This is a genomic window from Nonomuraea jiangxiensis, assembly GCF_900099965.1.
Lineage (GTDB): Bacteria > Actinomycetota > Actinomycetes > Streptosporangiales > Streptosporangiaceae > Nonomuraea > Nonomuraea jiangxiensis.
In genome coordinates this window covers 26,110-49,572 of record NZ_FNDJ01000049.1, presented here as the reverse complement: position 1 = coordinate 49,572, position 23,463 = coordinate 26,110, and the positions used below count along the sequence as shown (strand labels likewise).

Here is a 23,463-nt window from a genome sequence, read left to right as displayed (position 1 = left end):
GGGCGGGGTCGTGTTCGGCCGTGATGCGGGGACCCCTCCAGGGGTCCCCATAGCAATGAAGAAATTTTCAACAAAGTAGCGTCTGACCTGCGATAACGCAGGAGCCTCCGACTGAGGTCCCGGTTTGATCACGGTGTTGGATCATGACGCCAAGGACAGTTCGCGGCTCGGGTACCGGCCAGGGTCTACGGCCGTTGCTTCGCATCGTCGGCTCGGGCGCCCAGCTCGGTGATGCTGGTGTCGTGGTCACCGAGCATGCGCATGACGGTGGCCGGGGAGGGGTGCCGGCCCCTTTTGGCGCCCTGGGTGATGACCAGGCGAGCGGCGATCTCGCGCAGGCTGAGGTCTTGGTCGCGCAGATGCAGGGCCATGGACAGCATGGCCTCATGGGTGACGGTGGCGCCGCCGATGGCCATGCCGTTCCTGCGGGCCGGGGTGCGCGGCGGCGGCCACCTTCGCGAACGCGGGCCGCTCCAGCGCCGGAACCTTCGAGGTGGTCGCCGGGTCTTCAGTCGGACGCCGTCGGCGGGCCGGAAGCCCTCGCCGACGCCTTCGGTGCGGACGAGGAGGCCGGCCTCGGTGAGGCTGTGCCGCTGGCGGAGTAGTGACTGGGTCGCGGTGGAGACGCGGAGTAGACGATCTGCACCGGGCTCTCCTCAAGATGGGTCGGTGCCCGATCTTCCTGTCGGGAAATCCTGTCGCCAACTTGAGCGCCGAATCGGCCGCCGGACGTCGTGATTCGTCACTGGGTGTCCGGTTTTCCGGTGGGGTGACGGAGTCTGTTCGGCGCCTGTCGGGAAACCACCTGATAACGACACCCAGTATCGGATGCAGGATCGGTCTCCGCGCCGCCGGGACCGGCCAGGGCGTGGTGTCCCGGCCGGGGGCTGGTCATGCCTGCGCGGCGAGGGCGAGGCGGCCGGCGACGTCGCGGTCTTCCATCCGCTGGTGGGCGTGGGCGGCGTGGCTGAGGGGCAAAGTCTCGACCGCGGTGTCGCCGAGGCCGGCGGCGATGGCGGTGCGGGCGGCGTGGAGGGCTGGCTGCATGAGGTCGGGGTGGGTGGGCAGGAAGGCGCCGGCGTTGAACCCGGCGATGGTGACGCTGCCGAGCCACAGCTGGGTGTCGTTGATGGTGTGGTCCCAGTCTCCGCTGGCGTTTCCGGCGGCGATCAGCCGTCCGCCCGGCGGCATGAGGGCGAGGCTCTGGGTGCGGATCTGGCCGCCGACCGGGTCGATGACCACGTCGAACTTCTCCTCGCCGAGGACGTCGGCCAGGCGGGTGGAGTCGACGATCTGGTCGTAGGGCAGGCGGGTGTCGCGGGCGGTGTCGAGCTTGCCGGGCAGGACGGGACGGTGTCGCCGACGTCGGCCTTCGCGAGCTTCTGGCGGGAGATGTTCTTCATCCGGGGAAGCAGCCGGAAGTTCAGCAGGTGCGCGAACGCGAACCCGACCAGGGACTGGCCGTGGGTGTCGGTGTACTGCCGGTCGATGGTCGCGTCCGTGCAGTGCCACAGCACGCCCCCCATCATCGCGGCGACCTCGGAGGCGTTACAAGATCGAAGCTGGGAGTAGACGCACACCGATTTCCGGTCGACGTGCCAGTAGATCATCACGCCGTGGCCGGAAGCGCGCGGGTTCGCCGATTCCTGGACAAGGATCGAGCGGAACCCGCTCGTGGTCCCGGCCCTGGCTGCCTGACGAGGTCGGGTTCGTCGAAACCTAGCGCGGCAGGGCGGATCGCCGCTCGGGGTGGACGGCGTAGACGTACTTCATGGCGGTCCTGGCGCCGATGCCGAACACGCGCATGAGGTGGACGGGGTCGGCGGTGTGCTTGGCCTCGTCGAGGATGCGGTCCTGCCGGAGTTTGGAGGCGCTGAGCCCGTGGGGCTTGAAGACGTCGTTCATCACCATGCTGGAGATCGGCGGACGGGTGTCCATGACGGCCGTCTGCCCGCTGGGGAGCAGGTGCGGGTTGGCGGTGCGGGGCAGCGGCGGCGGCGTTCGCGGAGCAACCGCCGCAGTCCCCCGACCAATGGGAACGGTGGTGGCTTCAGGTCGTCAAGCGCGCGATAGTCGCTGACTATCTCGTGCACCACGGCCGACCCGGCACATCGGACGATGACCAAACCCGCCTCGTCCACGCCTCCTGCCATCGCGGGCACCTCGCCCGCCAACGCAGAGGGACCAGCGCAGCAATCCAGAACCGCCCCTCGGGGCTTGCTTGAGCCGTGTGCCGCGACGAGTGGCACGCACGGTTCTGAGGGGCCCAGTGCAGCAATGCACCGGGGCTACCCGGCGAGCGGAGGGCCGACATGGACACCCGCCTCGACCTCGCAGGCGCATAACCACGCGGGTCGTGGAGGCGCTACGCCCTCCAACGAGGCTTCCCATTCAGTAGCGCGCCGTCAGTTCGGCGGCGCTCGCGGTGGGCGGGCGGCCGTTGCGGCGGCTGTCCAGGTCGTCGAGGATCGCCGCGGTGGCCGTGGCTCCGAAGCGGGTGGCGCCGAGCTGGTGCAGGTGCAGGAGCGCGTCCAGGGTGCGAACGCCTCCGGCGGCCTTGACCTGCACGTGGGGGGACACGGTGCGTCGCATCAGGGCGATGTCGGCGGCCGTTGCGCCGCCGGGGGCGAACCCGGTGCTGGTCTTGATGAAGGCTGCGCCCGCAGTCTCGGCAGCCTTGTATCCGGCGGTCTTGTCCTGGTCGGTCAGGTAAGCGTTCTCGAAGATCACTTTGACGGGGCGTCCCTCGGCGGCCTGGACTACGGCGGCGATCTCGTTCTGTATGAACGCGACGTCGCCGCCGCGCAGGCGGCCGATGTTGATCACCATGTCGATCTCTTCCGCTCCCAGTGAGATCAGTTCGGTGGTCTCGAAGACCTTCGCCTGCGTGGTGCTGCTGCCGTGCGGGAAGCCGACGACCGTACCGACGCGAACCTGGCTGCCGCGTAGCGCGGCGGCCGCAGCCGCCACGTCGGTGGGCCGCACGCACACCGACGCCGTGCGGTACTCCAGGGCAGTCGCCAGGCCGTCCTCGACCTCGGCCCGAGTCAGTTCGGGTCGCAGCAGCGAGTGGTCGATCATCTTCGCCACCTGCCCACGTGAGGGCAGGTGACCCTCCCAGCGCGGGACGTCGATCGAGGCCACGGACATGATGCTCTCCTTCGGTCGCCTGAGGTAAGCTGTATATACAGCCTATACAGATCTATGTGACGGTGTCGACCGGCGTCACACTGGGAGCCGACACCATCCGACTGAGGAGGAACGCATCCGCCATGGCCGCGTCGCAACCGCTGTACGAGCGCATCGAGAAACAACTGCGCCGGCGCCTCGAAGGCGCTGGCGACGGCGATCCGTTCCCCTCCGAATCGCGGCTGGCGCAGGAGTTCGGTGTCTCCCGGATGACGGCGCGCGCCGCTCTGGTCCGACTGGAGCGCGACGGCCTGCTGGAGCGGGTCCCCGGGCGGGGCAGCTTCGTGCGGCAGGCCGCCGCCGCCCGGCCGGTCGGCACCCTGCTGAGCTTCCATGACCAGGCCCGCGCCCTTGGCAAGACACCGCGTTCCCGGGTCCTGGAGGCCGCCGTGCGCCCTGCTTCCCGCCAGGAGGCGGCCGCCCTCTACCCGGCTCTCACCACGCAGCCCGCGTCCGTGGTCGCCATCAGCCGCGTCCGGCTCTTCAACGACCTGCCCGTGGCCATCGAACGCGCCACGTTCCCCGCCACCCTCGACGCGCTGCTCACCGCCGACCTGGAGACCGGCTCACTGCACCAGACCCTCCGCCGCGCAGGACTGCCCCCGACCCTCGGCTCCTCCATCCTCACAGCGCGCACAGCCGACGACGATGCGCGCGAACTCGACGTTGACCGCACCACGCCGATGCTCGTCGAAACGCGCTCCATCATCGACCAGCAGGGGAACCCTCTCGAATACACGATTAGCTCCTACGTGGCGCACCGCTACGCGCTCAAGGTCGACTTCTCCGTCTCCGCGCCCGGCAACCCCCCGCACCCAGCCGACGGCGGCGGCGACGCGGTCCGTCGCCCAGCCTGACGCCTCACCCGGCCTCCAAGGTTTCCCGACAGCCGCCGAAGTGGCGCTCGACGCCCGGAAGACCGAGCGGGACGAAATGCCCATGAGCCGACCAGTCAAAACAGGGCGTGCGACGTGGTTAATGCGAAGCGGCTCGCCGTCGATCCCGGTCACCACCTTCCGGCCGCGATCGATATGAGGTCTTGGAGGGAGCGTCTTGGAGGGAGCGGCCCAACCGATCCAGGAGGGCATCGCGAGCGTGTCGCCAGGGCGCAGGTAATCCAGGGCCTCCACGGGTGCCAATCTGGCAGAAACGAGCCGCGAGGATGAATAGTTGCTGGTCGGGGTGCAGGTGAGGAGCCCGGGTCGGTGCGGCTCAGTCCGAGGGCTGCCGTAGTGTGGCCGCTGGCCCGAAGAGGCGGTCGAGGTGGTACTCGATGATCGCGAAGGCAGCCTCGTGGCTGCGCTGTCGGCGCGTGTTCGGCATCTCCTCCCCCACCGCCATGAAGTACGTCTACGCCGCCCACCCCGGACGCCGGTCCACCCTGCCACGATAGATTCCAGCGAACCGTCCGCCACAGCCACATCGACTCGCTGTTCGGCGACCAGGCGGTGGACTGGAAGCTGATCGAGACGCACTGGAGCGATCTGCTGCGCACCGCGATCTCGGATCCGGGAGAACAAGCTGTCGTCGGTGACGCTGCTGCGCCGGCTGGTTAACCATTCGCGCAAGAACCGCCTGTACCGGGCCTTCCGCGAGCTCGGCCGCGCTGCTGCGTTACCTGTCCGAGCCGACGCTGCGTGAGCAGATCACCGCCATCACCAACCGCACCGAGGCCTTCCACGGGTTCGCTGACTGGCTGATGTTCGGCGGCAAGCTCATCGGCCACAACGACCCCGACCACCAGGAGAAGGTGGTGAAGTTCAACGAGCTGATCGCCAACTGCATCATCTACTCCAACGCCTGCGACATCACCAACGCCGCCAACGCCACCGTCTCGCCCTACATCACCCACACCATCCGCCGATTCGGCAACTGGACCCTCAACCTCACCCCATCCGACCAGACCGCCACCACCCAGCTCGATCTCGAACCACGGGTGCTGTTCGGCGCACCGCACATCGGAACCCGGGCCATAGCTGCTCCGTGAGGCCGCTCGGCCGCGCTGTCGCCTGCCGGAGCCGAGGCAGTCCTGCCGGTCGAGTTGGTGGTCAGCCTCTCCGAGGTTGCTACCCGCCGGTATCGGGCCGTGCCGGGGCGAGCGCAGGTCGCGGGAGGACGCCCTCCATCAGCAGTTCGAGGGCGCGGTCGGCGCACAGCGGGGCGGCTCGGGTGGCGGCGGTCAGGAACGTGAGCAACTCCGCGATCCCGATGTCGGGTCGCACCGCACCGGCGTCCTGGGCGCGGGCCAACAGCGGCGCGGCGGCCTCGAAGAGCGAATCGTGCCAGGCGGTCGCCTGCGGCGGCTCGACGTCAGCGGGGCTCGGGTGGTCGGCGAGGAACGCCTCCCTGAGTAGGCGGCTGTTGGTGACGTGCGCGGCGACAAACCGCAGCCACGCCGTTAGCGCCGCACCGGGGTCCGAGGCTGCCGCGAGGTCACGGGCACTGTCACACAGGTCCTGGATCCGCTGCTCGTACACGGCCTCGATCAGCCGCCCCCGGGTCGGGAAGTGCCGGTAGAGCGTGGCATTGCCGACCCCCGCGACTCTGGCGATCTCGTCCAGCGACGCAGCCGCGCCGTGGCTGTTCAACACGGTGTCGGCGGCCGCGAGCAGCCGCTTGCGGTTGCGTGCGGCGTCGACACGACGCGGCGGTGGCTGCATACCGGGCCTCCTTGTCAACCGGGGGGCAGTCCCCGTATTGTTCCATATCTAAAACGGGGATCGATCCCCGTTTCGTCGGAGGTGAGTCGATTGGACACAGTGAAGGGACCGGGCGACGTCGTCCGGGCGATCATCAGGGCTCGTGCCGAGGGTGACGTGGACGGCGCCATCGGGCTGATCGCTCCGGAGTCCCGTGACCAGGGACGGGTGGTCAGCCACGCGGACTGGCGGCGGAAATGGGAAGGTCTGCTGGCGTCCGGCCTGGAGGTCGTCACCGAGCGGACCGTGGAGGACGGCGAGTGGGTTGCCAACCTCTACCGACTACGCGGCGTCCCGGGCTCGGGCGGTGCCGAGACCCGCGGCATGGACATGGTCCGAGTCGTCGACGGCCGACTCGTCGAGCACTGGATCTTCGTCGAGCCGGACCCTGCCTGAACCGGGTGCTGTCCGGCACTACGGCGCTCGATATCAACGAATGGGACTCGTCGATATCACGCCGGCATCGAGGTCGTCGCGCCCCCGGAGAGACGACAGGCTGCAGATCGTGGACCTGCCGCCCCTCGAGCAGACAGCACTGGAATGCCCTCCCAACCGCGACGAGTGGGTGACCGACAGCGCGCGAAATCCGATGACAAGGGGTGAACGCGGACAGTAACCATGGTGTGGGTGTTCCGGTGGGGGATCCCCCACCCGGAACACCAGCCGCCCGGGAGAGCGCCCCAGGTCGAGGGTGTTTCGTATAGGTGTTCCGCGTTCTGTTCCGGTGATGGGGGGCTATCCGGAACGCTTGAGGGCGTGAACGGAACCCGGGTCGGCGGCCGGCTGTTCCTGCAAACCCTCGCCATGGTCGCCGAGTTCGAGGCCAACCTCGGGCACCTGCGCACCCGAGAGGGCATGGCCCTGGCCAAGAAGAACGGCAAGCTCAAGGGCAAGCAGCCCAAACTCCCCGAACCAGCCCGGCGCTCCATCCGCCGCCGCTACGCAGAGGGCGAGGCGTCCCTGGCCGACCTGGCCACCAAGTACAGCGTCGGACGCAGACGAGCGGACGGCCGGCGCCAGCCGGGACGATGCGGCGGCTCACCGGGAGAGCACCCTGCGTGCGCTGCAGTTGGCGGTGTCCGGACGCGGGAGTTACCACCCCTGGTATGACCGCCTGGACGCGCTGGTCAACGCGCCCGCGGTGCTGGGTGAGGCCTGGCCGTCCTTCCGGGCGGACCTCAAGCACCTGGTCGCCCTGGGGTGTGAGATCCGCAGTTTGCCCGCGGTCTCGAAGGCGTGCTGGGCGAGCTCGCCCACGGCGCGCTGTCGGTCGGGGGTGGAGCCTGGTGCGGGTTCGGCAATCACCAGGGGCTCCTATATGACAGGGAAGGGGCACTTCCCTGTCACATAGATGATGGCGTGTGGCTGACGTTCGGTCGTCGTCGCCCTGCTGAGACCTCGTTCTGGTTCCCATCGGAGCTGGATGAGGGCTCCTGGTTCGCGACAGAGCGGCATGTTCTATTCGGACGGGGCCACGGCGTCCAAGTTCAGCAGGTCGTATTCGGTGGCCTTGCCCACTTCTGTCATTGCGCATATCCGCGATGGTGAGTCGCCCTCAGCATCGGGGCAGACGCGCCGATAGTCGATCTTCCCCGCACGCCAGTACCAGATGGAAGTGGGTGATGAGGAGATGCCCCTAGCGCCGCTGACGCCCTGCGGGCCCACCGCTCCGACGTGTGCGGCGTGCCCGTTGGACATGTCGAGGATCTGGAACCCGGATACGAGGAACCTGCCGGAGATGTCGGTGGAGGTCATCCGGATGTCATCGGGGACGGTTCTGCGGCCGGTGCCGTCGAACCGTTGCACCACGTGCTGCTGGCCGAGGGTGCCTACACACCATTCGGGGCTGCAGGTCACGTCGTTGAGCCCGGACAGGCCCTGCGGGCTGCGCTGTTCTCCCGTCTCCAGGTTCACCATCAGGTTCGCCCGCCCGGTCGCCCACGGCCAGGAGTACAACTTGAGTCCGTCCGAGCCTGCGATCTTCTCGGGAGCCCCGCCCGCGATCGGTACCCGGTACACGCCGCCCGACCGAACTGACCAGACGATATGGTCGGCTGTCACGCCGATGCGCTCGATCCTCGCGACGTCGCCGGTCAGCACGGCAGCTTGGGTGGCCCGCCCGCCGTCCCTCGGCATCACCCACAGGTCGGCCCAGTCCCGATCGTCGTTCGGGGTTGTGCCGTACCAGGCGATGTGGCCGGGACCGGCTTCGACCTTCTGCGCGTAGTAGCCTTTCACATTCTCGGGTTCCGGCATCGTGCCGAGCACAGTGGTGTCGCGCTTGTCTGTGTCGTAGATCTCCAGACGGCCGGCCTTTTCGAACGATGACTCGGCGGTGAGCAGGACCTCGGTGGCGCTGAGGGCAGTGACCGGGCGGTAACGCCAGCCGTCGGCGGCCGCCGCCGCGGGGATGGTGGTGACGGCCTCGGGCCAGACATCTGCTGCGGCGGGAGGCATGGTGTCAAGGTCGGGTGGGACCAGCCCTGAGAGGTCGTCGGGAACGGGCGGCACGGCGACCACCGAGGTGTCCTCCGCAAACCCGCCCTGAAAAGTCAGCGCCGTGGCGGCCGATCCGGCGATCATTACGCTCGCCGCCACCGCCAGAGTCACACGCACCCGTCGTCTGGTACGGCGCCGCCGTACGGCGAGCTGAGCGACAAGGTCACCGGCTGGCTGCGGGGCCAAGTCGCCGGCCACGCTGAGCGTGCTGACCAGCCTCTCCTCGAAACGGTCGCTCATGGGGTCGTCCTTCCTGGCGACGGGTTGTTCCACGACGGTACGGCTGACTGCTCCGCATGCCGTGCGCGAAGTTTGGCCAGAGCGCGGGACGCCTGGCTGCGCACGGTTCCGGGCGAGATGCCGAGAGTGGCGGCGATCTCCTGGTCGGACATGTCCTCGTAATAGCGCAGGACCAGAACGGCGCGCTGCTTGCGCGGCAGAGTGCCCAGGTCTTCCCACAGGTCAGGATCGGCCCGCCGGTCGCGGTAGGAGCCCTCGGGCACCGCGTCCACCAGGTGCTCCCGGCGCCTGCGCCGCCACCAGCTGATGTGCTGCCTGGCCATGATCGTGCGCACGTACCCCTCGGGGTTGTCCTTGTTCCGTACCCGCTGCCAGGTATCGCCCAGCCGGATCAGCGCCTCCTGAACGAGGTCGGCGGCGTCGTCGGCGTTGCCGGTGAGCACAAACCCGTACCGGTGCAACGCGCCGCCACGGGCTCGTACGAAATCCTCAAACTCCACGCCCCAGGGACGCACGCGCACCCCCGATATGTTGCACCCAGAAGCGATCTATTGTCCTGTGCTGAGCAGGAACCGCTCGGCGACCTGGCCGCTACGTCCGCCTCGGAGAGGAGAACCTCCGCTCGCGTCACCGCCGAAGCCGACCTCGTCCAGCGCCGCCGCCGGTTTCGCCGGATCGGCCATCGTGCCCAGGCCCTCGCGCGGCACACCCATCGACCTCAGCCCTCCTCATCAGGGCCAACGTTCGGATCACGAAGCTCGCGCAGCCCGCCTCCCAGCTCAGGGCGATTGAACGGGTAGAACCCGTGGAAGTTGATGTGCTCGAACAGCAAAGGTGAGAGCCGGGCGCGGATCGATCTCGGAGGTGGCCTTCACCCCGGACGGACAATGGTTGGCCGGCAACGGCTCCGACACCGTCCGCTTCTGGCCGGTCTCCGGCGACACCGAACCCGTGATCTATCGCGGCTTCGACGCAGGCGTCGAGCGGATGGCGATCGGACCGAACGGCCGTGTGGCCACGGGCCACACCGACGGCACCGTCCGCATCTGGACCTGCCAGGTCTCTGTTCTCCACCCAGCCGTTCTTTCGGGCACGGCTGCCCGACCCGTGGGTGTGCGTCACCATCGGCGCCGACGAGATCGATCCCGAGCGCGATAGCGGTTCGTGAGTGGGCTCACTATCCCGCCCGGCCCTCTGAGGGAGGATGTCAGGCTGGGAGCTGCGTGAAGATGTAGACGCCTTCCTCGCCGACCGGCCGCAGCAGGCAGAATGTGAACCCGCCGGCAGTCACGGGGGCGAATTCCCGGACCGCCCGGCAGCTCCACCAGTGCCCGGCGTCGGGCCGCTCGCGCCGCAGGAGATCGACGACGGCTGCGGCGCGAGGGTCGTCCGGGATGTGGCCGGTGTTGGCCCGGAACTGCTCGTACAGGCCGCGCAGCAGCGGCTCCACGTCGGTCAGGTGGTGGCTCGCGGGGGTGGCGAGCATGATGAGGAGGTTGCGCCGCTCGATCGGCACGCTGTCCGGATCGCCCCAGAAGCGCCGGTAGGCGATGTTGCTGGCGAGCACGTCGAAACGCGCGTCCACGGCCGCGGCGGGCGTGGACGTCCAGCTATCCATCAGCGTCCGGGTCGGCTCGCCGAGCATGGCCTCGCCCGCGACCGGCGCGGCGGGCAGGAACCCGGCCAATGCCAGCGTATGGCGGTGCGCCGCCCCGTCCATGCCGAGCACCCGGCAGATCGCGTCCAGCACCTGGCGGGTGGTGCTCGCCCTGCCCTGCTCCAGCCAGGTGTACCAGGCGACGCTGACCCCGGCCAGCGCCGCGACCTCCTCGCGGCGCAGCCCAGGGGTACGCCGCCGCCCGCCACCGGCGAGACCCACGTCCGCCGGGTCGACGACCTCGCGGGCCGCGCGCAGGTGGGCGCCGAGCTCGCGGCGCAGGGCCTCGTCCATGACCGTCATCCTATGAGCGCCACTCATCCCATGAACTCTCCCCTGCCTGTCGGCACGAGCCCGGCGCCACTCTGGATGCCATGAGCGATGACATGTGGCGACTCCGCAACGACTCCTCCGGGCTGGCCGAACCCCGCGTGCTGATCCGGGTGTTCGTGCCGCCGGGGGAACTGGACAAGAGCATCGACTTCTACGAGCGGTTGCAGGGGACGGCGGCCGACGCGCGGTTCGCCTTCGCGGCGGCGGGGCTGGAGTTGGCCACGGTGGGGGCGTTTCTGATCATCGCTGGTGACGACGCGGCCATACGCCCATTCCGGGCCACGGTGGGCACCCTACTGGTGGACGACGTGCGGCCGTACTACGAGCGGCTGGTGGCCGAGGGCGCGGAGATCGTGTTCCCTCTTCAGGATGTGCCGACCGGCGCCGGTTTCAACGCCCGGCACCCCGACGGGACGGTGGTGGAGTACGTCCACCACCGTCCCAGCCCGGACGGCCGCTGACCGTTATGAATCGGACCGAGCCACCTGGCTGCCTACGATCTGACCGGCAGCTACCGCAAAGCCGCTGAACTCGTCGGCTCCGGGCCGCTGTTCCGCGCCTCCATCAACGGCACCGGCGGGCCGCTGAGCTACGACGCCGCCCACCACCGCTGGCAGGGCTACTGCGCCGCCGCTGGCGTCGACCTCGACATCCACCAGCTGCGCCACGCCCACGCCACCGAACTCATCAACGCCGGCGTCTCCATCGAGGCCGTCCGCCGCTGCCTCGGCCACGTCTCCACGGAGACGACGCAGCTGTACGCGCTGCTGGACGGCAAGGTCGCCGACGCCGAGATCCGCGCCGTCCGCCGCCGCCGCGACCGGGCGACGCGCTGAAAGCCCTTCACGACCGAGAGAGACTTCACTCGCTGCGGCCAAGATCCTCTCAGCGTCCACGGCTGTCTGCCGGTTCCGCGCCCCCGGACGCGGCCGGCGGCGCGGGCGGCATCCAGGCCCTCCAGGGTGCGCTCGGAGATGTGAGGTCGTCCCCTTCCCGCAGCCGATCTCGTTCTCTCTCCGCGGTTCAGCGGTGTTGTCGATGCAGCCGACAGGGTGGTCCGGTGAACCGCCTGTAGAGGTCTCAACAAGATCGACGGACAGGGCAGCGGCGTCCGTGGTCAGTGCGGCCGGCGTTGCGCGGTGAGCCCGATGAGGTGCGCGGCGAGGCCTGTGTGAAGGTTTTGGGGTAGGTCTGGGCCGTGGAGGGGTAGCCGAGGTGCTGGGTGGCGGTGGCGATGATCGTGGTGGGGTTCGCATAGGGCCATAGGCCGCTCGGGCCCGGACAGGCCGCTCATCCGGCGCTGCCCGCGGCAAGGATGGCCGCTACCGCGCAGGGGCGGAACGTCATCGGTGGCCTCAGCGGCCGGCCGGAGGTCGGCCAACTGGAACACCTCCGCGAAGAAGCACGGCAGGAGCGGCACCGCCCTGAGGCCGAACGCGACGCGATGCGCCAGGAACGCGACCAGGAGCGCCAGGCCCGGACCAAGGCCGAGACCACGGCAGCCACACAGGTCACCGCCGCCGAGACCCGCCTGCAGGTCACCCGCAAGAACCTGCAACAGGCGCGCCACCAGCTCGTCGCCGCCCAGGCCGCCACCGGGCTGGCGCTGCCCGAACTGATCGACCTGAGCCGCGACCTCGGTGACGGCGTGCGCGGCGTGGCGCTGCCCGGCGCCGGCATCGAGGTCGTCGCCCGGCACCCGGACGGCACCGTGGTGCTGTATCACCAGAACACCCGGATGGGGCTCGGCGACCCGGAGCACGCCCCCGCTCACGGGCGGGCCCTGGCCGCCGCGATCCTGGCCGTCTCCCCCGCACGCCCCTGATCGCCTCAGCGGGGAACCGCCAGTCCCCTCCCCCGGGCCACCCCGTACTCCTCGTCAACGAAAGGACCTCCCCCGATGAGCACCGACAAGCGGCCCGAGGCACCCGGCAGCGATGACCCGCAGGAAAGGCCAGGGCAGCCGGACTGGGCACGACGGCTGGCCGAGCGTGCCGTCCTCGCCGACGCCGCGCTCGCAACGCAGGGCAGGATCCCGGTCACCGTGGTGCACGGCGACCCCGATTCCGAGGAGGACGTGCGGATCATTTGCGAGGTCCTGCCTGCGCTGGCCGAGCCGGCCGGCCCCCGGCTTTCCGCCAAGGCGGCGGCGACTACATCACCTACGTCTTCGCGCCGCCCGACGCCGCCACTGCGGCGGCCGCGTTCGAGGCCAAGGTCCGGGCCATCGCCCCATCGTGGTGGCACATCGTGCCGTCGCTGCACGCGCGCTGAAGGCACCCGATCGGCGCCGACCCCGGGCCGGTGGCAGAAGCAACAGAGCATGCCCCCTCCGCGCGGCCGTACGTCATCGAACGAAATCCCCCGCCCCGCCCTTCATCGGGTTGGAGAGCTTGCCAATGCCACTAATCGCCAACTATGACCTGGTGAACGAGGAGTCCTTCTGGCCCGGTACTAGGCCGGGTGCTGACCGCCGGCCTTGGGCTGCACGGGCCTGAGGAACCGCCCGTTGCGTGCGCCGCCGACTTGGGCGGACTGGACCGACCGGCCCTGGCGGCTGGACCTGTGCCGCGACGGCACCTTGTCGATCCGCCGCCACGGCGAGCGGCCGTTCAACCGCGTGGCCCGCCCGGTGAGATCCGCGAGGAGGACATCGCCCGGCTTTCCCCGCTCAAGCACCGCAATTTGAACCTGCTCGGCGATGACTGCATCACATGCGGCAAGCCCATCGGAGATCGGCGCCAGGGTGCGGGAGGCGCTGTCGCAACTCACCTACCGAACCACGATGACCGAGTTCAGATCCAGCGGAACGCCTGGTTCCATGCTGAACTGCAGCTCCACATCTGCAGAGGCGTACCGAGTTTGTGCTGCTTACCCGTGGCGTCGAGGCAGAAGTTGTTAAGACGGCTTCGAAGCATGCGATATCCGGCGCGGGTGTATTTCGAGTTGCTCCAGTACCACTGCTGGTTCGACGCGCCGCTGCAGCTCCACATCTGCACGATCGCACCATTCTTGGCGTTGAATTCGCGCACGTCGAGGCACTTGCCGTTGAGCGCGCTGCGAATGGTGCCGTCTTTGTACATCCTCCAGCGCTGGTTGGCGTTCCCGTTGCAGCTCCACAACTGGACCCTGGCCCCGTCCTTGGTGCTGAACTCCTTGACGTCGAGACAGAGGTTGAACTCGATTATCTTGATCCGATCGCCCGCCGCCGCAGATGCGGCAGATGGCATCGCGGTAAGCCCAAATGCCATGACGGCGGCACCCACTACACCTTTCAGGAGCCGATTCCTGCCCACTTCACCATCCTGTTCCCGACGTCCCGCCTCGCGTGTCCGGCCCGGAATTCCGGGGAGAACGCGGGCACCTGCTTGGAGCACAGGCTCCCACAACGCGGAGACGGCTCCGTTGTCGATGCGTGCCAACTCCTTGACCATCAGCGCCAACTAGAATGTCGCTCTGGTCGGGGCGCCGTCGGGCAGGGTTTCGCCGGATCGGCGATGGGAGCCCGGGGCGACGGCATGCGTCGCGTCAAGCGATATAGGTGGGCTGGCGTGGCCGGATACGGGCGGACTGTTACCGAGGATGAGCCGGTGCTGGAAAAGGTGTTCGACAGTGAGGCCTTGCCGCTGGGCGACCGGTTTCTCGAACGGCTTGAAGGTGGCGTACGTGACGAGGTCGTACCCGCCGAGAGTCGTCTGCCGACCGGCCTGCTCAATGCACTGCCGCCCATAGGCCGCCGGTCTCCTCTACCAGCCACGTCGGGCTCACGGGATTGGCGGGCACCATCACCGCCACCTGACGAGCCGCGATCTCGACGAGCTGCGCACCGCCCTGACCGGCGCCGCCCACACCGCCGACCGTGATAACGCTCGCCCACAGGAACGAGCTCAACAGCGCTAAGGTCCGATGCGGATCGTGGCCACACCTTGGGCATCGATGACTTCAGGTCGCTGATCAGGCCGGTCAGCGTGAACTGGGCTTCCATCCGGGCGAGATAACGATCGGCGCAGGGCCGTGACCTCCCGCTCGTCCCCGGCCGGACGAGCGCGTCCTGGAGGGGACCACTGGAAGTTCTGCGCCGGCTCATGATCCCCACCGAGAGCCTCCGTGTCCTGCTCCCGGAGGCTCTCGGCGTGTTCTCATATGCAGGTGATAGATCATTATCGGGACGTCCTGCGCCGCGTCGCCTGGCTGGACGCCCTCTGCTGGATCGTCGTGCAGCCCCTCGGCGAGCACCTCGGCCTCGACGACGTCTTATGGCGCGTGAACGGCGGTCGCGACCCCGAACAGCGCGTCATGGCCTACCCGCCCGAGGAGGCGCTGGAGGCGGAGGAGCCCGTGCTCTTCGCCTTCGAAGGGGACGGCGCCTGGGGCCTGCTGGAGTTCACCTACGGTTACGGGCTCTCCGACCAGGTTCTCGCCACGGTCAGTGAGGGCGCCCGGGTGTGGATGGCGTCCTGGCGCGTCACGGGCGGCCACACGGTCGTCTACGCGGCCGACGGGCGGATCAGGGCGCGGATGTGGGAGTTCGTCTTCGGCGACCGCCGGGAGGAGGATGGCGACCCGTCCGCCCTGGCCGGTCTGCGCACCCTGCTCGACGGCTTGGCCCGCGACGACTTCGACGGCAAGCGCGCCGCCGTGTTCGCCTTCACCGAGCAGACCACCGGGGTAGGCTTCGACGCTGATCAGCTGCTCGCGGAGAACGCGCCCGTCATCGTTCTCGACGTGCCGCGCCCCTGACTCCCGCCACTCCCGGGTCATCATGAGGGCTGCGATACCGCGAACCGAGGCACCAGCACCTTGAACCATCCAGGTGCGATTCGCCCGCGCGGAGGAGTCCTCGGTGTACGCGGTCCAGGTCGCGGCCGAACTCGGTTTGCACTGCTACGCCCCTCAGCTGGACCGCCTTCGGGTCTCGTAACCACTGTCAAGCCGACCACATCGAGGCGGGCGCCTCACCCGACCTGGGAAAGGATCACGCGGAACTCTGGAAGCGATCTTTCATGCCTCCAGCCGTTGGTGAGGTCGAACAGCCGCCGCCCGATCACCGCCGCGCCGATCCGGGACCAGGTCTCCTCCAGGTGGGCCGCACTGGCCGTCGAGACATGGAAGACCCGCTCGGGGTCACCGCCGTTGAAGGCGACCTCCCCGTTGCCGTACCAGTCGAACAGCGGCCTCACCTGATCCGACTCGTCGGCGATGAGCCCGTCCAGCGACACCGTCGCGTTCGCGATCACCTTGCCCATGGCCTGCGGCTCCCCTCTCGATGGCTGAATCCACCCGGGACGTCGGAGCCGCCGCCGCGGTTTTGCCCGCTACAGCCAGCCCGCGTCGCGCGAGATGCGGATCGCGTCGATGCGGTTGCGCCCGCCGACCTTGCCGATGGCGTTGGACAGGTAGTTGCGCACGGTGGTCTGCGACAGCGAGAGCTGGGTGGCGATCTGGGCGACGCGGATGCCGCTCGCCGCCGCGCGCAGTACCTCCGTCTCGCGAGCGGTCAGCGGACTGCTGCCCGTCTCGAGCGCGGCGGCGACCAGCTCGGGGTCGATCACCCGCTCCCCTGCCGCTATACGCCTGATCCCGTCGGTGAGAGTCTGCGCCGGGGCGTCCTTCACGATGAAGCCCTTCACGTGCACCTTCAGCGCGCGCAGCAGGTTGCCCGGCTGGCTGAGCCCGGTGAGGACGAGCGTGCGGCAGCCGGGAAGCCGCGCGGACAGTTGCTCGGCCGCTGACAGCCCGTCCAGCCCCGGCATGTCGATGTCCAGCACCGCGACGTCGGGCTGGACGCGCAGGGCGGTGGCGAGGACTTCGTCGCCGCGTTCGATCTCGGCGACGACCTCTATGTCATCCTCCAGCGACAGCAGGGCGACCAGGGCTGAGCGGATCATGTGCATGTCCTCGGCGATCAGTACGCGGATCATGCGACCTCCTCGGGGACTTCGACCGACAGCAGGAACAGGCCGTCGTGAGCGGTGGTGAGCCAGGTGCCGGAGGCGGCGCGGGCCCGCTCGGCCAGCCCGGAGAGCCCGGTGCCGGGCGAGGGCGTCGAGGGCGGCTGGGCGCCGTCGTTGACGATGTCCAGCCGTACCGCGCCCCGGTCGCGGGTCACGGTGATGGTGCAGGTGCGGGCGTCGCTGTGCCGTAGCAGGTTGGTGGTGCCCTCGCGGATCGCCCAGGCCAGCGCGTTCTGGGCGGGACCGGACAGCGGCGGCAGGTCGGCCACGTCCAGGCGGATGTCGACGCCGGCGGCGCCGAGCAGGGCGGCGGCGCCGTCGATCTCGGTGCGCAGCGACACCGAGTGCTCGTCGCGGGTGATCGCGCGTATGTCCCTGAGCGCGTCCCTGGCGACCTCGGTCAGGCTCTCGATCTCGGCGCGGGTGGCGGCGGTGTCCTTCGCGAGCAGGCGCAGGGCCAGGTCGCCCTTGAGGGAGATGGCCGACAGGCTCTGGCCGAGCAGGTCGTGCAGGTCGCGGGAGACGCGGATGCGTTCCTCGCCGACGGCGGTGGCGGCCAGTTCGGTGCGGGTGGCCTCCAGTTCGTTCAGCAGCCGGACCAGGCGGGCGCCGCCGACCAGCGTGCTGGCGTACAGGATGAGGACGAACAGGGCATACGCGCCCAGGAAGAGGGCCTGAGGGGTGGTGTAGGTGCCGTCGCCCAGCATGGCGATCACCTCCTTCACCGGGTTGAGCAGGAGCTGCAACGTGGCTGCGACCAGCATCAGCCGGCCGCGCAGCAGCATCACGATGGAGGCGAGGGCGAAGGCGGTGACGGCCTGCCAGTTCGAACCGACCCACCACAGCGGGACGTCGGCCAGCACGACGAGCGCGGCCAGGGTCCAGGGCCAGCCCGCGGGGCGTTCGCCCCTGGCGGCGGCCAGGCTGTGTCGCAGGCTCAGGAAGAGCACCAGGGCCATGGCGACGGTGGCCGCGACGGGGTTCCCCGCCGGGCCGTCCATGCCGAGGGTCGTGTAGATGGGCACCTGTACGGCCAGCACGACCTGCAGGGCGATCAGCGGCCAGAGGGGATGCCGCACCACCCACCGTGGCGCGATCGGCGGGATCATGGGCGTCCCTCGGTCTGCACGTCGATGGTTTCCGTAACGCCGTCGGCGCGCACCTCCAGGCGTACACCGTCCGTCGAGACCGCGGCCGTGATCGTGCAGGCGCTCACTCCTTCGGAGCCGAGCAGGCGGGTGACCGTCGCGCGCAGCGCCGCCCGGGGCTCCGGCGCGATCGTGTCGGGGATGCCCGTGCGGGGCAGCCGCAGCCGGGTCTCGATCCCGGCCGCGGACAGCAGCGTGGCGGCCGTGTCGAGCTCGGCCCGCAGGGACGGCCTGCGGTACCCGCGCACCCGCTGCCTGGCCTCGGCGAGCGTACGCCGTGAATCGTCGGCCAGCCCGGACAGCTCCGCCACCAGCTCGGCCCGCCTGCCGGGCGGGGTCTGCAGCAGGTCGGCGGCGCGGGCGCCGCGCGCCGCGAGGGACTCCAGAGCGTTGCCGAGCGTCCTGCGCAGGTCGTCGTCGATGCGGCGCCGTTCCTGGGCGACCGCCCGCTGGGCGAGCACCTGCCTGGCCGACTGCAGGCGGACGAGGGCGGCGGAGAGCCAGACGAGCAGGAGTACGGCTCCGCTGCCGGACAGCACAGAAAGGGTGAGCCACGGCGCGGCGTTCCACGGCAGGCCGAGCAGCAGGGACGCGGGCGCGGCCGCGATCACCAGCGACAGATAGACCACGAATGACCACGGGCCGGGAAGGACCAGGACCGCCGACGCGGCCAGGCCCGCATAGGCGCGCGGCCACATGTTCCCCGCCAGCGGGGTGGCGGCGAGGATGACGACGGCCATCGCCGCGAACGTCCACCCGCCTGCCGGCAGGCGTACGCCGCGGGCCGCGTACCAGACGTGGCGCAGGTGCAGGGGCAGGTACACCACGGTCACCGCGAGACTCCACAGTCCGGTGCGGACGTCGTTGCCCGGGTAGCTGAAGGCCAGCGCCACCTGCAGCAGGGGCAGCAGGCCCGCGCACGCGACCGCGCCGACCGGCGCGAGCCGGACGGCGCGATCGGATCGCCACAGTGCCACCACCCGGATCCCCCGTCCACATTCCCTGGCCGACCAGGGTAGGTGACCCGGCCGCGTGGCGACCACCAGCGGGGGCCGTGCCGGAGAGAGAAGCTCACGGCCGGTCAGCGCGACCGTCGGGAGGCATGATGGCGCGGCCACTTCTACGAGTCGGCGTCGATCACGCGCCCGAGGTTGTCGAGCTCGTTGGCGCGGCCCGCGGCCAGCCGCTGGGTCCACTCCTCGTCGTGCATCGCGTCCGCGGTCATCGTGACGCGAACGCCTTCCTCGACGGCTTCGAGCTCTACCACGGTGAGGAAGTCGTAGGGGTCCACGCCGGGGATGAAGTCGGCGAGCGAGGTGTAGGAGAGCCTGCCCGGCTCCGCCACCTCGACGAACTTCTTGCGTGACCGGGTACTCAGCGGCATCCCGTGACTCTCCATGAACGCGATCTGCTCCGGCGCGGTGGCGGTCATCGTGTAGATGAGCTCGCCGCCGGGCCGCAGGTCGAGCTTGTCGACCTCGACGGTGAACCCGTCCGGCGACCACCACCGGGCGATCCCCTCGCCGGTGGTCCACAACTGCCAGACGCGCTCGGGGGTGGTCGGGTAGGTACGCGTGATCCGCACGCTCTCTTGGGCCAGTGTCATGATGTGCTCCCTGACAAGCGGGGGTGATGAGCCCCAACCCTCCCTTCCCACACCCGCCGCAAACAGATGCGGATGTCACACAGCCTTCCGTGAATTTCGCCCGGACCAGCGAGAACACCAGGTGATGTGGGGCGACAGGGCGACCAGGCAGTCCGGGGCGTCGAAGATCGCTCCCGCGGAGGCGACCCCGGTTGTTCTGGTCCTGCCGGTGAGGATCCGGGCGACGGCCTCGACGGCGAGCGGCGCGGTGACGGCGTAGATGTCCTGGCCGGCGGCCGCGGCACGCCGTTGCGAGGACCCGGAGCAGACGACGACGTCGACGACGAACGACTGCCCGGAGCGGCCCTGCTCCTCGACCGCCACCGGCTCAGGCGTGTCGGGCGAGATGACGTCTCTGGCCGCCTCGACGCTCATGTACGAGCGCACCTCGGGGATCGCCAGGTGGCTGGGGATGGCCACGACGTCGGCCACGCCAACCACGCCCTGTTCGCCAAGACCGTCGCCACGCTGGACCAGCTCGCCGGGCCCGGCCGCCTGCAGCTGAGACTCGCCCCGGGAGTCCGGCAGGACGACTTCGAGCTAGACGCGTGTCAATGGGTGTGACGGCCGCCGGTAGCCGGCCGCCGTCATGGCTTGGCGGTAGGCGCGCAGGGCCGCCGTGGTATCACCGCGTTCCTCGTGCAGATCGGCCAGCCGGTTCCATAGGCTGACGACGGCGCGCCCCGGAGTCGCGCGTTCCAGCACGCGTTCTCCTTCGGCCAAGGCGGCGGCGGCCTGTCGCGCATCGTCTGCCGCAAGGTGAACCATGCCGAGGGCGATCGCAGCTTCGGCTTCGGCTGTAGGGGCCGCGTCAGCGGTGAGCCTCGAGCGGGCGGCCTGCGCCCAGCGCAACGCCTCATCAAGGTCGCCGAGTCGTACCGCGGCGCGAGCCAGGTACGTCTCACACTCGCTGATCTCCGCCGGGCTGGCCATCTGCGTGAGGCGCTCGTGCGCATCGAGGAGGAACTCGCGGGCTTGTCCCGGGTCGGCGGGTTCGCCGTCCAAGAGCAGTTCGCCGTAGAAGGTGCGCAGCACGGCAAGGTTCCGCTGATGGTCGGTTTCGCCGAACAGGGCCAGGGCGCGGTCGGCGAAGGCTTTGGCGTCGGCGCCCCGGCCCTGGTAGTGAGCGGTGACGGCAGCGTTCCAGTAGGCCGAGCCTCTGGCCAGCGGGCTGCCCGTGCTGTCGGAGATCTCGATGAGGCGTCGCAGCAGCCTGGCGGCACGCACCAGGTCGCCCCGGTGGATGTAGACACCTGCCAGGGTGACGCCCAGCCGAACCGAGCTGTCGCTCCATTCCACGCCCAGGTCCTCGAACGTGGTCATCGCCCGTTCCCCGAGGTCGGCGGCGTAGCCGTAGTCGCCCAGGTCTCGGCTGCAGCGCAGCAGGTCGGTGGCCCGTTCGGCCCACAGCGCGGTGCCCGGCTCGGCGGCCTTCCACAGGGCTTCGTAGGCGGCGAAGGCCTGCTCGGTGCGGCCCAGCAACTCCAGCGCCCGGGCCTGGCCGAGCTCTGCGCGCGGGTGGTACGGGGGCGGCCCGGACCGCGAGATCTCCTCGAACTCGCTCAGAGCGGCTTCGGCGGTGGCGTGCTCAAGCGCCAGTTCGGCAAAGGAGAGCCGGCGCTCGGTCTCCTGCCACAGATCGGGCTGCCGTCCGGTGGCGAGGTGGTCGGGAGTGGTGCCGAGCCGTTCGGCCAGGTACCGCAGTACGTCGGGCGACGGACGCCGCCGACCCGACTCGATCAAGGACAAATAGCCGGCCGACAGCAGGCCGGGCTTGACCAGTTCCGCCTGCAAGAGCCCCTGCTCCTGGCGCAGTTCCCGGATGCGCTTCCCGACCGCCTCGTCCGTCATGGCCAGCAGCCTACCAGGTGTAATTCAGCAATTTTCTTTTGATAACAGAGTGCATTACAGTTGCCTCGCCCCCGCACCGGGAGGCTGCACATCCAACGAAAGGCACCCTGGCCATGACGATTCAAGACACCAAGATCGAAGCCATCGGCAGGTTCTTCGCCGCGTACGCCGCCAACGACCTGGCGGGCATCCGCGAGGTGCTGGCCGACGACATCGAGTGGACGATCCCTGGACACCACCCTCTGTCGGGCGTCAAGCGCGGAGCGGAGGAGGTCGTCGCGTTCTTCACCCAGCTGGGTAAGGCCGGCTTCCAGGCCGATCCGTTGTTCCTGGAGGCCAACGAGGAGTACGTCGTGGACATCCACCGCGGCTGGACCACCGAGGGCATCGGCAAGGTCGACACCCTGTGGGCACTCGTGTGGCACTTCAACGCCGACGGAGAGGTCGACCGGGTGGTCAACCTCTCCGCCAACCAGCACCAGATGGACGCCTTCATCTGGGACAACTTCCAGCTGGCCCCGCTCCCCGACCGCCTGGCCTGAGTCAGTGCCGGGCCTCCGGAGGCCCGGCCGATGGGGAGCAGGGCCACGCTCTGCGTTGTCATGGTGATCTCCCGGTTCTGGGCTGTCTCTGGCGGGCGATCCCACGGCGCCGATGCACCCCCGCCTGCGGTGGTCACATTGGAAGTGTTCGGGCCAGAATGCATAGGCCCCAGGCGTCCCCTTGAGGGGGCGACATCCCGCCGAACGCGGGAATGCACTGCCTCCAGAAGCAGGATGATCTCGTTTGCCGCCGCCAGGAGTCGCCGGGGCCGCATTCGATGATCACCTGGGGTTGTGGGGTGTTGAGCATCGTCCATAGCGCTCATCGTGCTCGGGTGTCCGCTCCCCCGGCCGACCCGGGGAAGCCCATGGTGCCGCGAGGTCTGTACTTCGTCGCCGCGGGATTGGCCGCCCTGCTCAATGGATGGGCGTTCGCGGTCGTTCTCGAGGCGGGCGCTCCCAAGGTGCTGTGGCCAAGACCAAGACCCTGGTCAAGGACAAGCTGATCAAGGCCGTCAATGCCCTGGAGTCAGGCGTCACCGCATCGGAGACCTACACCGTGCACGATGCCGTCAACGACTAGCTCAGCAAGGGCCTCAAGGGCCGGTCCGAGCTCCTCACCAGCAGCGGTACGGCGTCGCAGCGCACAAGCGTCTCACCACCTGGTGGCCCGAACACCGCTGCGCCGCCGAATGGGCTCCATGCCCCGCCCGGACGCCTATGCCCGCTGGACCGAAGGCAGCCACAGCATCGAGTTCTTCCTCGAATACGACACCCGCACCGAACCCCTCGACCGCGTCGCCCACAAACTCGATGGCTACGCCAAGCTCACCGAGTCCAGCCGCACCGTCACCCCCGTACTGTTCTGGGTCCAGGGCGAAACGCCGCGAGGCCAACCCCGCAAGAAGCTCAGGCACCACCCCGGCAACATGTTCGTCCCGACCGCCACCGGCCACGCCGCCGCCATCGACGGCACCGTGGAAGACGGCCCAGTCGGCGCCCGCCGGCTGCCCACCGACCTCGACACTCCGTGGTGCAGGCTGGCCGAACTCGCCCTTACTGAACGCCTGCACGCGACATTCCTGCCGCCACGCAGGAAACGATCACATCGTCACCGGCCCTTTTCGTGGGCGTGTGCCGCTGTGTGATTGAAGGAGAGCGGTCGCAGCTGTGCGAGCATCGCGAGCTGCGCCACCGGTGTTGTCGACCAGGCCGCGGGCCTTGACGCCGTCGTAGAGCACCAGGAGTTGCCGGGCCAGATCGGCCGGCTTTGCGGCGCCCGCCTTGGCGGCCAGGCGTTCGAAGAGCGTTGACATGCGCTCATCATGGGTGACCAGAGCGTGATGGGCCGGGTGGTCGGCGGAAAGGAAGGCAGCGGCGCTGTTCACCAGGATGCAACCGTGGTAGGCGGGGTCGGGCAGGCTCGCTGCCAACAGGTCGAACGGCGCCAGCAGCTGTGCCAGCGGGTCGCCGTCGCGCCGTTCCAGTTCGGCGTTCAACTCGGTGAACCATTCCTCGCACGCCAGGGTGAGCATGGTGCCGATGAGCTCATCTTTGGACTTGAAGTGCGCATACACAGTCGGCTTGGCGACGTGCGCACGCTCGGTGACGGCGTCGATCGAAACACCATAGCCATCGGCGTAGAACAGCTCACGAGCGGCTTTCAGCAGTCGGTCACGAGCGGGTGACGTAGGCGACATGCGCCC

At 69.2% G+C, this 23,463-nt stretch carries 31 protein-coding genes and 3 pseudogenes; 12 read left to right on the top strand and 22 right to left on the bottom strand.

The window, feature by feature from the left end:
* Positions 1–185: 185 nt before the first annotated feature.
* The 5 genes and pseudogenes from BLS95_RS51960 to deoC all read right to left on the bottom strand — a co-directional run bounded on the left by BLS95_RS51960 (position 186) and on the right by deoC (position 3,150).
* Complete coding sequence (locus BLS95_RS51960) at positions 186–416, bottom strand: hypothetical protein (RefSeq protein WP_218136429.1); 231 nt, start codon at positions 414–416, stop codon at positions 186–188.
* Positions 417–891: 475 nt separating this feature from the next.
* Positions 892–1,293, bottom strand: coding sequence for a zinc-binding dehydrogenase (locus BLS95_RS51955; protein ID WP_281250145.1), 402 nt, complete (start codon positions 1,291–1,293; stop codon positions 892–894).
* Between the two features lie 17 nt (positions 1,294–1,310).
* Positions 1,311–1,631: pseudogene (locus tag BLS95_RS51950) on the bottom strand (Tn3 family transposase); the annotation flags it as partial.
* An 88-nt stretch (positions 1,632–1,719) separates the two neighbouring features.
* Positions 1,720–1,938 carry a hypothetical protein gene (locus BLS95_RS51945; protein ID WP_090947041.1) on the bottom strand — a complete coding sequence of 73 codons (219 nt, stop codon included), beginning with the start codon at positions 1,936–1,938 and terminating at the stop codon, positions 1,720–1,722.
* Positions 1,939–2,391: 453 nt separating this feature from the next.
* The gene (gene deoC / locus BLS95_RS51935; RefSeq protein ID WP_090947040.1) at positions 2,392–3,150 is read right to left on the bottom strand and encodes a deoxyribose-phosphate aldolase; all 759 of its coding nucleotides are present in this window, start codon (positions 3,148–3,150) and stop codon (positions 2,392–2,394) included.
* A 122-nt stretch (positions 3,151–3,272) separates the two neighbouring features.
* Between deoC and BLS95_RS51930 the strand changes: the two genes are divergently transcribed.
* The 3 genes and pseudogenes from BLS95_RS51930 (at position 3,273) to BLS95_RS51925 (ending at position 5,176) form a co-directional block, all read left to right on the top strand.
* Entirely contained in the window at positions 3,273–4,046 is a 774-nt protein-coding gene (locus BLS95_RS51930) for a GntR family transcriptional regulator (RefSeq protein ID WP_090947039.1), read from the top strand.
* A gap of 549 nt (positions 4,047–4,595) precedes the next feature.
* A pseudogene (locus BLS95_RS60145) lies at positions 4,596–4,745 on the top strand (hypothetical protein); the annotation flags it as partial.
* Positions 4,720–5,176: pseudogene (locus tag BLS95_RS51925) on the top strand (Tn3 family transposase). The pseudogenes BLS95_RS60145 and BLS95_RS51925, both read left to right, overlap by 26 nt.
* A 79-nt stretch (positions 5,177–5,255) precedes the next feature.
* Here the strand turns inward: BLS95_RS51925 and BLS95_RS51920 are convergent.
* Positions 5,256–5,849, bottom strand: coding sequence for a TetR/AcrR family transcriptional regulator (locus BLS95_RS51920; protein WP_090947038.1), 594 nt, complete (start codon positions 5,847–5,849; stop codon positions 5,256–5,258).
* A gap of 99 nt (positions 5,850–5,948) precedes the next feature.
* Here BLS95_RS51920 and BLS95_RS56565 point away from each other — a divergent pair, with 99 nt between their 5' ends.
* Together BLS95_RS56565 and BLS95_RS58780 are read left to right on the top strand one after the other, a co-directional pair.
* Positions 5,949–6,284, top strand: a complete 336-nt coding sequence (locus BLS95_RS56565; protein ID WP_245765801.1) for a nuclear transport factor 2 family protein — start codon at positions 5,949–5,951, stop codon at positions 6,282–6,284.
* 360 nt (positions 6,285–6,644) lie between these two features.
* Positions 6,645–6,998: a recombinase family protein gene (locus tag BLS95_RS58780; protein WP_245765799.1), complete on the top strand. Its 354-nt coding sequence runs from the start codon at positions 6,645–6,647 to the stop codon at positions 6,996–6,998.
* Between the two features lie 348 nt (positions 6,999–7,346).
* Here the strand turns inward: BLS95_RS58780 and BLS95_RS51905 are convergent, their stop codons facing one another.
* Genes BLS95_RS51905 through BLS95_RS56560 form a run of 3 tightly spaced genes read right to left on the bottom strand, consistent with a single transcriptional unit; the run spans position 7,347 to position 9,340 of the window.
* Positions 7,347–8,627, bottom strand: a complete 1,281-nt coding sequence (locus BLS95_RS51905) for a TolB-like translocation protein (protein ID WP_090947037.1) — start codon at positions 8,625–8,627, stop codon at positions 7,347–7,349.
* Positions 8,624–9,148: a SigE family RNA polymerase sigma factor gene (locus BLS95_RS51900; protein ID WP_245765798.1), complete on the bottom strand. Its 525-nt coding sequence runs from the start codon at positions 9,146–9,148 to the stop codon at positions 8,624–8,626. The genes BLS95_RS51905 and BLS95_RS51900 overlap by 4 nt, the downstream gene beginning before the upstream one ends.
* A gap of 27 nt (positions 9,149–9,175) precedes the next feature.
* On the bottom strand, positions 9,176–9,340 hold the full coding sequence (locus tag BLS95_RS56560; protein WP_176993883.1) for a hypothetical protein: 165 nt from the start codon (positions 9,338–9,340) through the stop codon (positions 9,176–9,178).
* A 121-nt stretch (positions 9,341–9,461) separates the two neighbouring features.
* Between BLS95_RS56560 and BLS95_RS60140 the strand changes: the two genes are divergently transcribed.
* On the top strand, positions 9,462–9,785 hold the full coding sequence (locus BLS95_RS60140; RefSeq protein ID WP_090947036.1) for a WD40 repeat domain-containing protein: 324 nt from the start codon (positions 9,462–9,464) through the stop codon (positions 9,783–9,785).
* Positions 9,786–9,834: 49 nt separating this feature from the next.
* Here the strand turns inward: BLS95_RS60140 and BLS95_RS51890 are convergent, their stop codons facing one another.
* Positions 9,835–10,578, bottom strand: a complete 744-nt coding sequence (locus BLS95_RS51890) for a helix-turn-helix domain-containing protein (protein WP_176993881.1) — start codon at positions 10,576–10,578, stop codon at positions 9,835–9,837.
* An 80-nt stretch (positions 10,579–10,658) separates the two neighbouring features.
* Between BLS95_RS51890 and BLS95_RS51885 the strand changes: the two genes are divergently transcribed.
* Positions 10,659–11,078, top strand: a complete 420-nt coding sequence (locus BLS95_RS51885) for a VOC family protein (RefSeq protein WP_090947034.1) — start codon at positions 10,659–10,661, stop codon at positions 11,076–11,078.
* A gap of 3 nt (positions 11,079–11,081) precedes the next feature.
* On the opposite strand, the gene BLS95_RS60135 is transcribed toward BLS95_RS51885, so the two are convergent.
* Entirely contained in the window at positions 11,082–11,513 is a 432-nt protein-coding gene (locus BLS95_RS60135) for a hypothetical protein (RefSeq protein WP_425434805.1), read from the bottom strand.
* 419 nt (positions 11,514–11,932) lie between these two features.
* On the opposite strand from BLS95_RS60135, the gene BLS95_RS51875 reads away from it, so the two are divergent.
* The gene (locus BLS95_RS51875) at positions 11,933–12,442 is read left to right on the top strand and encodes a hypothetical protein (RefSeq protein ID WP_090947033.1); all 510 of its coding nucleotides are present in this window, start codon (positions 11,933–11,935) and stop codon (positions 12,440–12,442) included.
* A gap of 263 nt (positions 12,443–12,705) precedes the next feature.
* Entirely contained in the window at positions 12,706–12,891 is a 186-nt protein-coding gene (locus BLS95_RS55215; protein ID WP_143044286.1) for a hypothetical protein, read from the top strand.
* Between the two features lie 180 nt (positions 12,892–13,071).
* Here the strand turns inward: BLS95_RS55215 and BLS95_RS51865 are convergent, their stop codons facing one another.
* From BLS95_RS51865 to BLS95_RS51855, 3 genes are all read right to left on the bottom strand, one after another.
* A complete protein-coding gene (locus BLS95_RS51865) occupies positions 13,072–13,389 on the bottom strand; it encodes a hypothetical protein (protein ID WP_143044285.1) in 318 nt (105 codons plus the stop codon).
* 23 nt (positions 13,390–13,412) lie between these two features.
* Positions 13,413–14,051 carry an RICIN domain-containing protein gene (locus tag BLS95_RS51860; RefSeq protein WP_090947030.1) on the bottom strand — a complete coding sequence of 213 codons (639 nt, stop codon included), beginning with the start codon at positions 14,049–14,051 and terminating at the stop codon, positions 13,413–13,415.
* A 277-nt stretch (positions 14,052–14,328) separates the two neighbouring features.
* Positions 14,329–14,508 (bottom strand): hypothetical protein, encoded by a 180-nt coding sequence (locus tag BLS95_RS51855; protein WP_090947029.1) that lies wholly within the window; start codon positions 14,506–14,508, stop codon positions 14,329–14,331.
* Positions 14,509–14,766: 258 nt separating this feature from the next.
* Here BLS95_RS51855 and BLS95_RS51850 point away from each other — a divergent pair, with 258 nt between their 5' ends.
* Entirely contained in the window at positions 14,767–15,357 is a 591-nt protein-coding gene (locus BLS95_RS51850; RefSeq protein ID WP_090947044.1) for a hypothetical protein, read from the top strand.
* Positions 15,358–15,572: 215 nt separating this feature from the next.
* Here BLS95_RS51850 and BLS95_RS51845 read toward each other — a convergent pair whose 3' ends face one another.
* The 7 genes from BLS95_RS51845 to BLS95_RS51815 all read right to left on the bottom strand — a co-directional run bounded on the left by BLS95_RS51845 (position 15,573) and on the right by BLS95_RS51815 (position 21,215).
* Complete coding sequence (locus BLS95_RS51845; RefSeq protein ID WP_090947028.1) at positions 15,573–15,863, bottom strand: dihydrofolate reductase family protein; 291 nt, start codon at positions 15,861–15,863, stop codon at positions 15,573–15,575.
* A 69-nt stretch (positions 15,864–15,932) separates the two neighbouring features.
* Positions 15,933–16,538, bottom strand: coding sequence for a response regulator transcription factor (locus BLS95_RS51840; protein ID WP_090947027.1), 606 nt, complete (start codon positions 16,536–16,538; stop codon positions 15,933–15,935).
* Entirely contained in the window at positions 16,535–17,680 is a 1,146-nt protein-coding gene (locus BLS95_RS51835) for a sensor histidine kinase (protein ID WP_090947026.1), read from the bottom strand. The genes BLS95_RS51840 and BLS95_RS51835 overlap by 4 nt, the downstream gene beginning before the upstream one ends.
* Positions 17,677–18,696, bottom strand: coding sequence for a sensor histidine kinase (locus BLS95_RS51830; protein ID WP_143044284.1), 1,020 nt, complete (start codon positions 18,694–18,696; stop codon positions 17,677–17,679). Before BLS95_RS51830 ends, BLS95_RS51835 begins: the two co-directional genes overlap by 4 nt.
* Positions 18,697–18,839: 143 nt before the next feature.
* Positions 18,840–19,325, bottom strand: a complete 486-nt coding sequence (locus tag BLS95_RS51825) for an SRPBCC family protein (RefSeq protein WP_090947024.1) — start codon at positions 19,323–19,325, stop codon at positions 18,840–18,842.
* A 75-nt stretch (positions 19,326–19,400) separates the two neighbouring features.
* Positions 19,401–19,796, bottom strand: coding sequence for a hypothetical protein (locus BLS95_RS51820; RefSeq protein WP_218136428.1), 396 nt, complete (start codon positions 19,794–19,796; stop codon positions 19,401–19,403).
* Positions 19,797–19,904: 108 nt separating this feature from the next.
* Positions 19,905–21,215, bottom strand: coding sequence for a helix-turn-helix domain-containing protein (locus BLS95_RS51815; RefSeq protein WP_090947023.1), 1,311 nt, complete (start codon positions 21,213–21,215; stop codon positions 19,905–19,907).
* A gap of 113 nt (positions 21,216–21,328) precedes the next feature.
* On the opposite strand from BLS95_RS51815, the gene BLS95_RS51810 reads away from it, so the two are divergent.
* Together BLS95_RS51810 and BLS95_RS51805 are read left to right on the top strand one after the other, a co-directional pair.
* The gene (locus BLS95_RS51810; RefSeq protein WP_090947022.1) at positions 21,329–21,757 is read left to right on the top strand and encodes a nuclear transport factor 2 family protein; all 429 of its coding nucleotides are present in this window, start codon (positions 21,329–21,331) and stop codon (positions 21,755–21,757) included.
* Between the two features lie 566 nt (positions 21,758–22,323).
* On the top strand, positions 22,324–22,905 hold the full coding sequence (locus BLS95_RS51805) for a replication-relaxation family protein (protein WP_176993880.1): 582 nt from the start codon (positions 22,324–22,326) through the stop codon (positions 22,903–22,905).
* Here the strand turns inward: BLS95_RS51805 and BLS95_RS51800 are convergent.
* Positions 22,861–23,457, bottom strand: a complete 597-nt coding sequence (locus BLS95_RS51800) for a TetR/AcrR family transcriptional regulator (RefSeq protein WP_090947020.1) — start codon at positions 23,455–23,457, stop codon at positions 22,861–22,863. The genes BLS95_RS51805 and BLS95_RS51800 overlap by 45 nt on opposite strands.
* Between the last annotated feature and the right edge of the window lie 6 nt (positions 23,458–23,463).

Coding starts and splice junctions, on each gene's coding strand:
- BLS95_RS51875 (WP_090947033.1), top strand. CDS start 11,933: ATGGCCGCTACCGCGCAGGGGCGGAACGTCATCGGTGGCCTCAGCGGC.
- BLS95_RS51840 (WP_090947027.1), bottom strand. CDS start 16,538: ATGATCCGCGTACTGATCGCCGAGGACATGCACATGATCCGCTCAGCC.
- BLS95_RS51805 (WP_176993880.1), top strand. CDS start 22,324: ATGCCGTCAACGACTAGCTCAGCAAGGGCCTCAAGGGCCGGTCCGAGC.
- BLS95_RS51960 (WP_218136429.1), bottom strand. CDS start 416: ATGGCCATCGGCGGCGCCACCGTCACCCATGAGGCCATGCTGTCCATG.
- BLS95_RS56560 (WP_176993883.1), bottom strand. CDS start 9,340: ATGGGTGTGCCGCGCGAGGGCCTGGGCACGATGGCCGATCCGGCGAAA.
- BLS95_RS51835 (WP_090947026.1), bottom strand. CDS start 17,680: ATGATCCCGCCGATCGCGCCACGGTGGGTGGTGCGGCATCCCCTCTGG.
- BLS95_RS51845 (WP_090947028.1), bottom strand. CDS start 15,863: ATGGGCAAGGTGATCGCGAACGCGACGGTGTCGCTGGACGGGCTCATC.
- BLS95_RS51815 (WP_090947023.1), bottom strand. CDS start 21,215: ATGACGGACGAGGCGGTCGGGAAGCGCATCCGGGAACTGCGCCAGGAG.
- BLS95_RS51930 (WP_090947039.1), top strand. CDS start 3,273: ATGGCCGCGTCGCAACCGCTGTACGAGCGCATCGAGAAACAACTGCGC.
- BLS95_RS51810 (WP_090947022.1), top strand. CDS start 21,329: ATGACGATTCAAGACACCAAGATCGAAGCCATCGGCAGGTTCTTCGCC.
- BLS95_RS51905 (WP_090947037.1), bottom strand. CDS start 8,627: ATGAGCGACCGTTTCGAGGAGAGGCTGGTCAGCACGCTCAGCGTGGCC.
- BLS95_RS51800 (WP_090947020.1), bottom strand. CDS start 23,457: ATGTCGCCTACGTCACCCGCTCGTGACCGACTGCTGAAAGCCGCTCGT.
- BLS95_RS51920 (WP_090947038.1), bottom strand. CDS start 5,849: ATGCAGCCACCGCCGCGTCGTGTCGACGCCGCACGCAACCGCAAGCGG.
- deoC (WP_090947040.1), bottom strand. CDS start 3,150: ATGTCCGTGGCCTCGATCGACGTCCCGCGCTGGGAGGGTCACCTGCCC.
- BLS95_RS51860 (WP_090947030.1), bottom strand. CDS start 14,051: ATGGTCAAGGAGTTGGCACGCATCGACAACGGAGCCGTCTCCGCGTTG.
- BLS95_RS51885 (WP_090947034.1), top strand. CDS start 10,659: ATGAGCGATGACATGTGGCGACTCCGCAACGACTCCTCCGGGCTGGCC.
- BLS95_RS51945 (WP_090947041.1), bottom strand. CDS start 1,938: ATGGACACCCGTCCGCCGATCTCCAGCATGGTGATGAACGACGTCTTC.
- BLS95_RS51890 (WP_176993881.1), bottom strand. CDS start 10,578: ATGGACGAGGCCCTGCGCCGCGAGCTCGGCGCCCACCTGCGCGCGGCC.
- BLS95_RS51825 (WP_090947024.1), bottom strand. CDS start 19,325: ATGACACTGGCCCAAGAGAGCGTGCGGATCACGCGTACCTACCCGACC.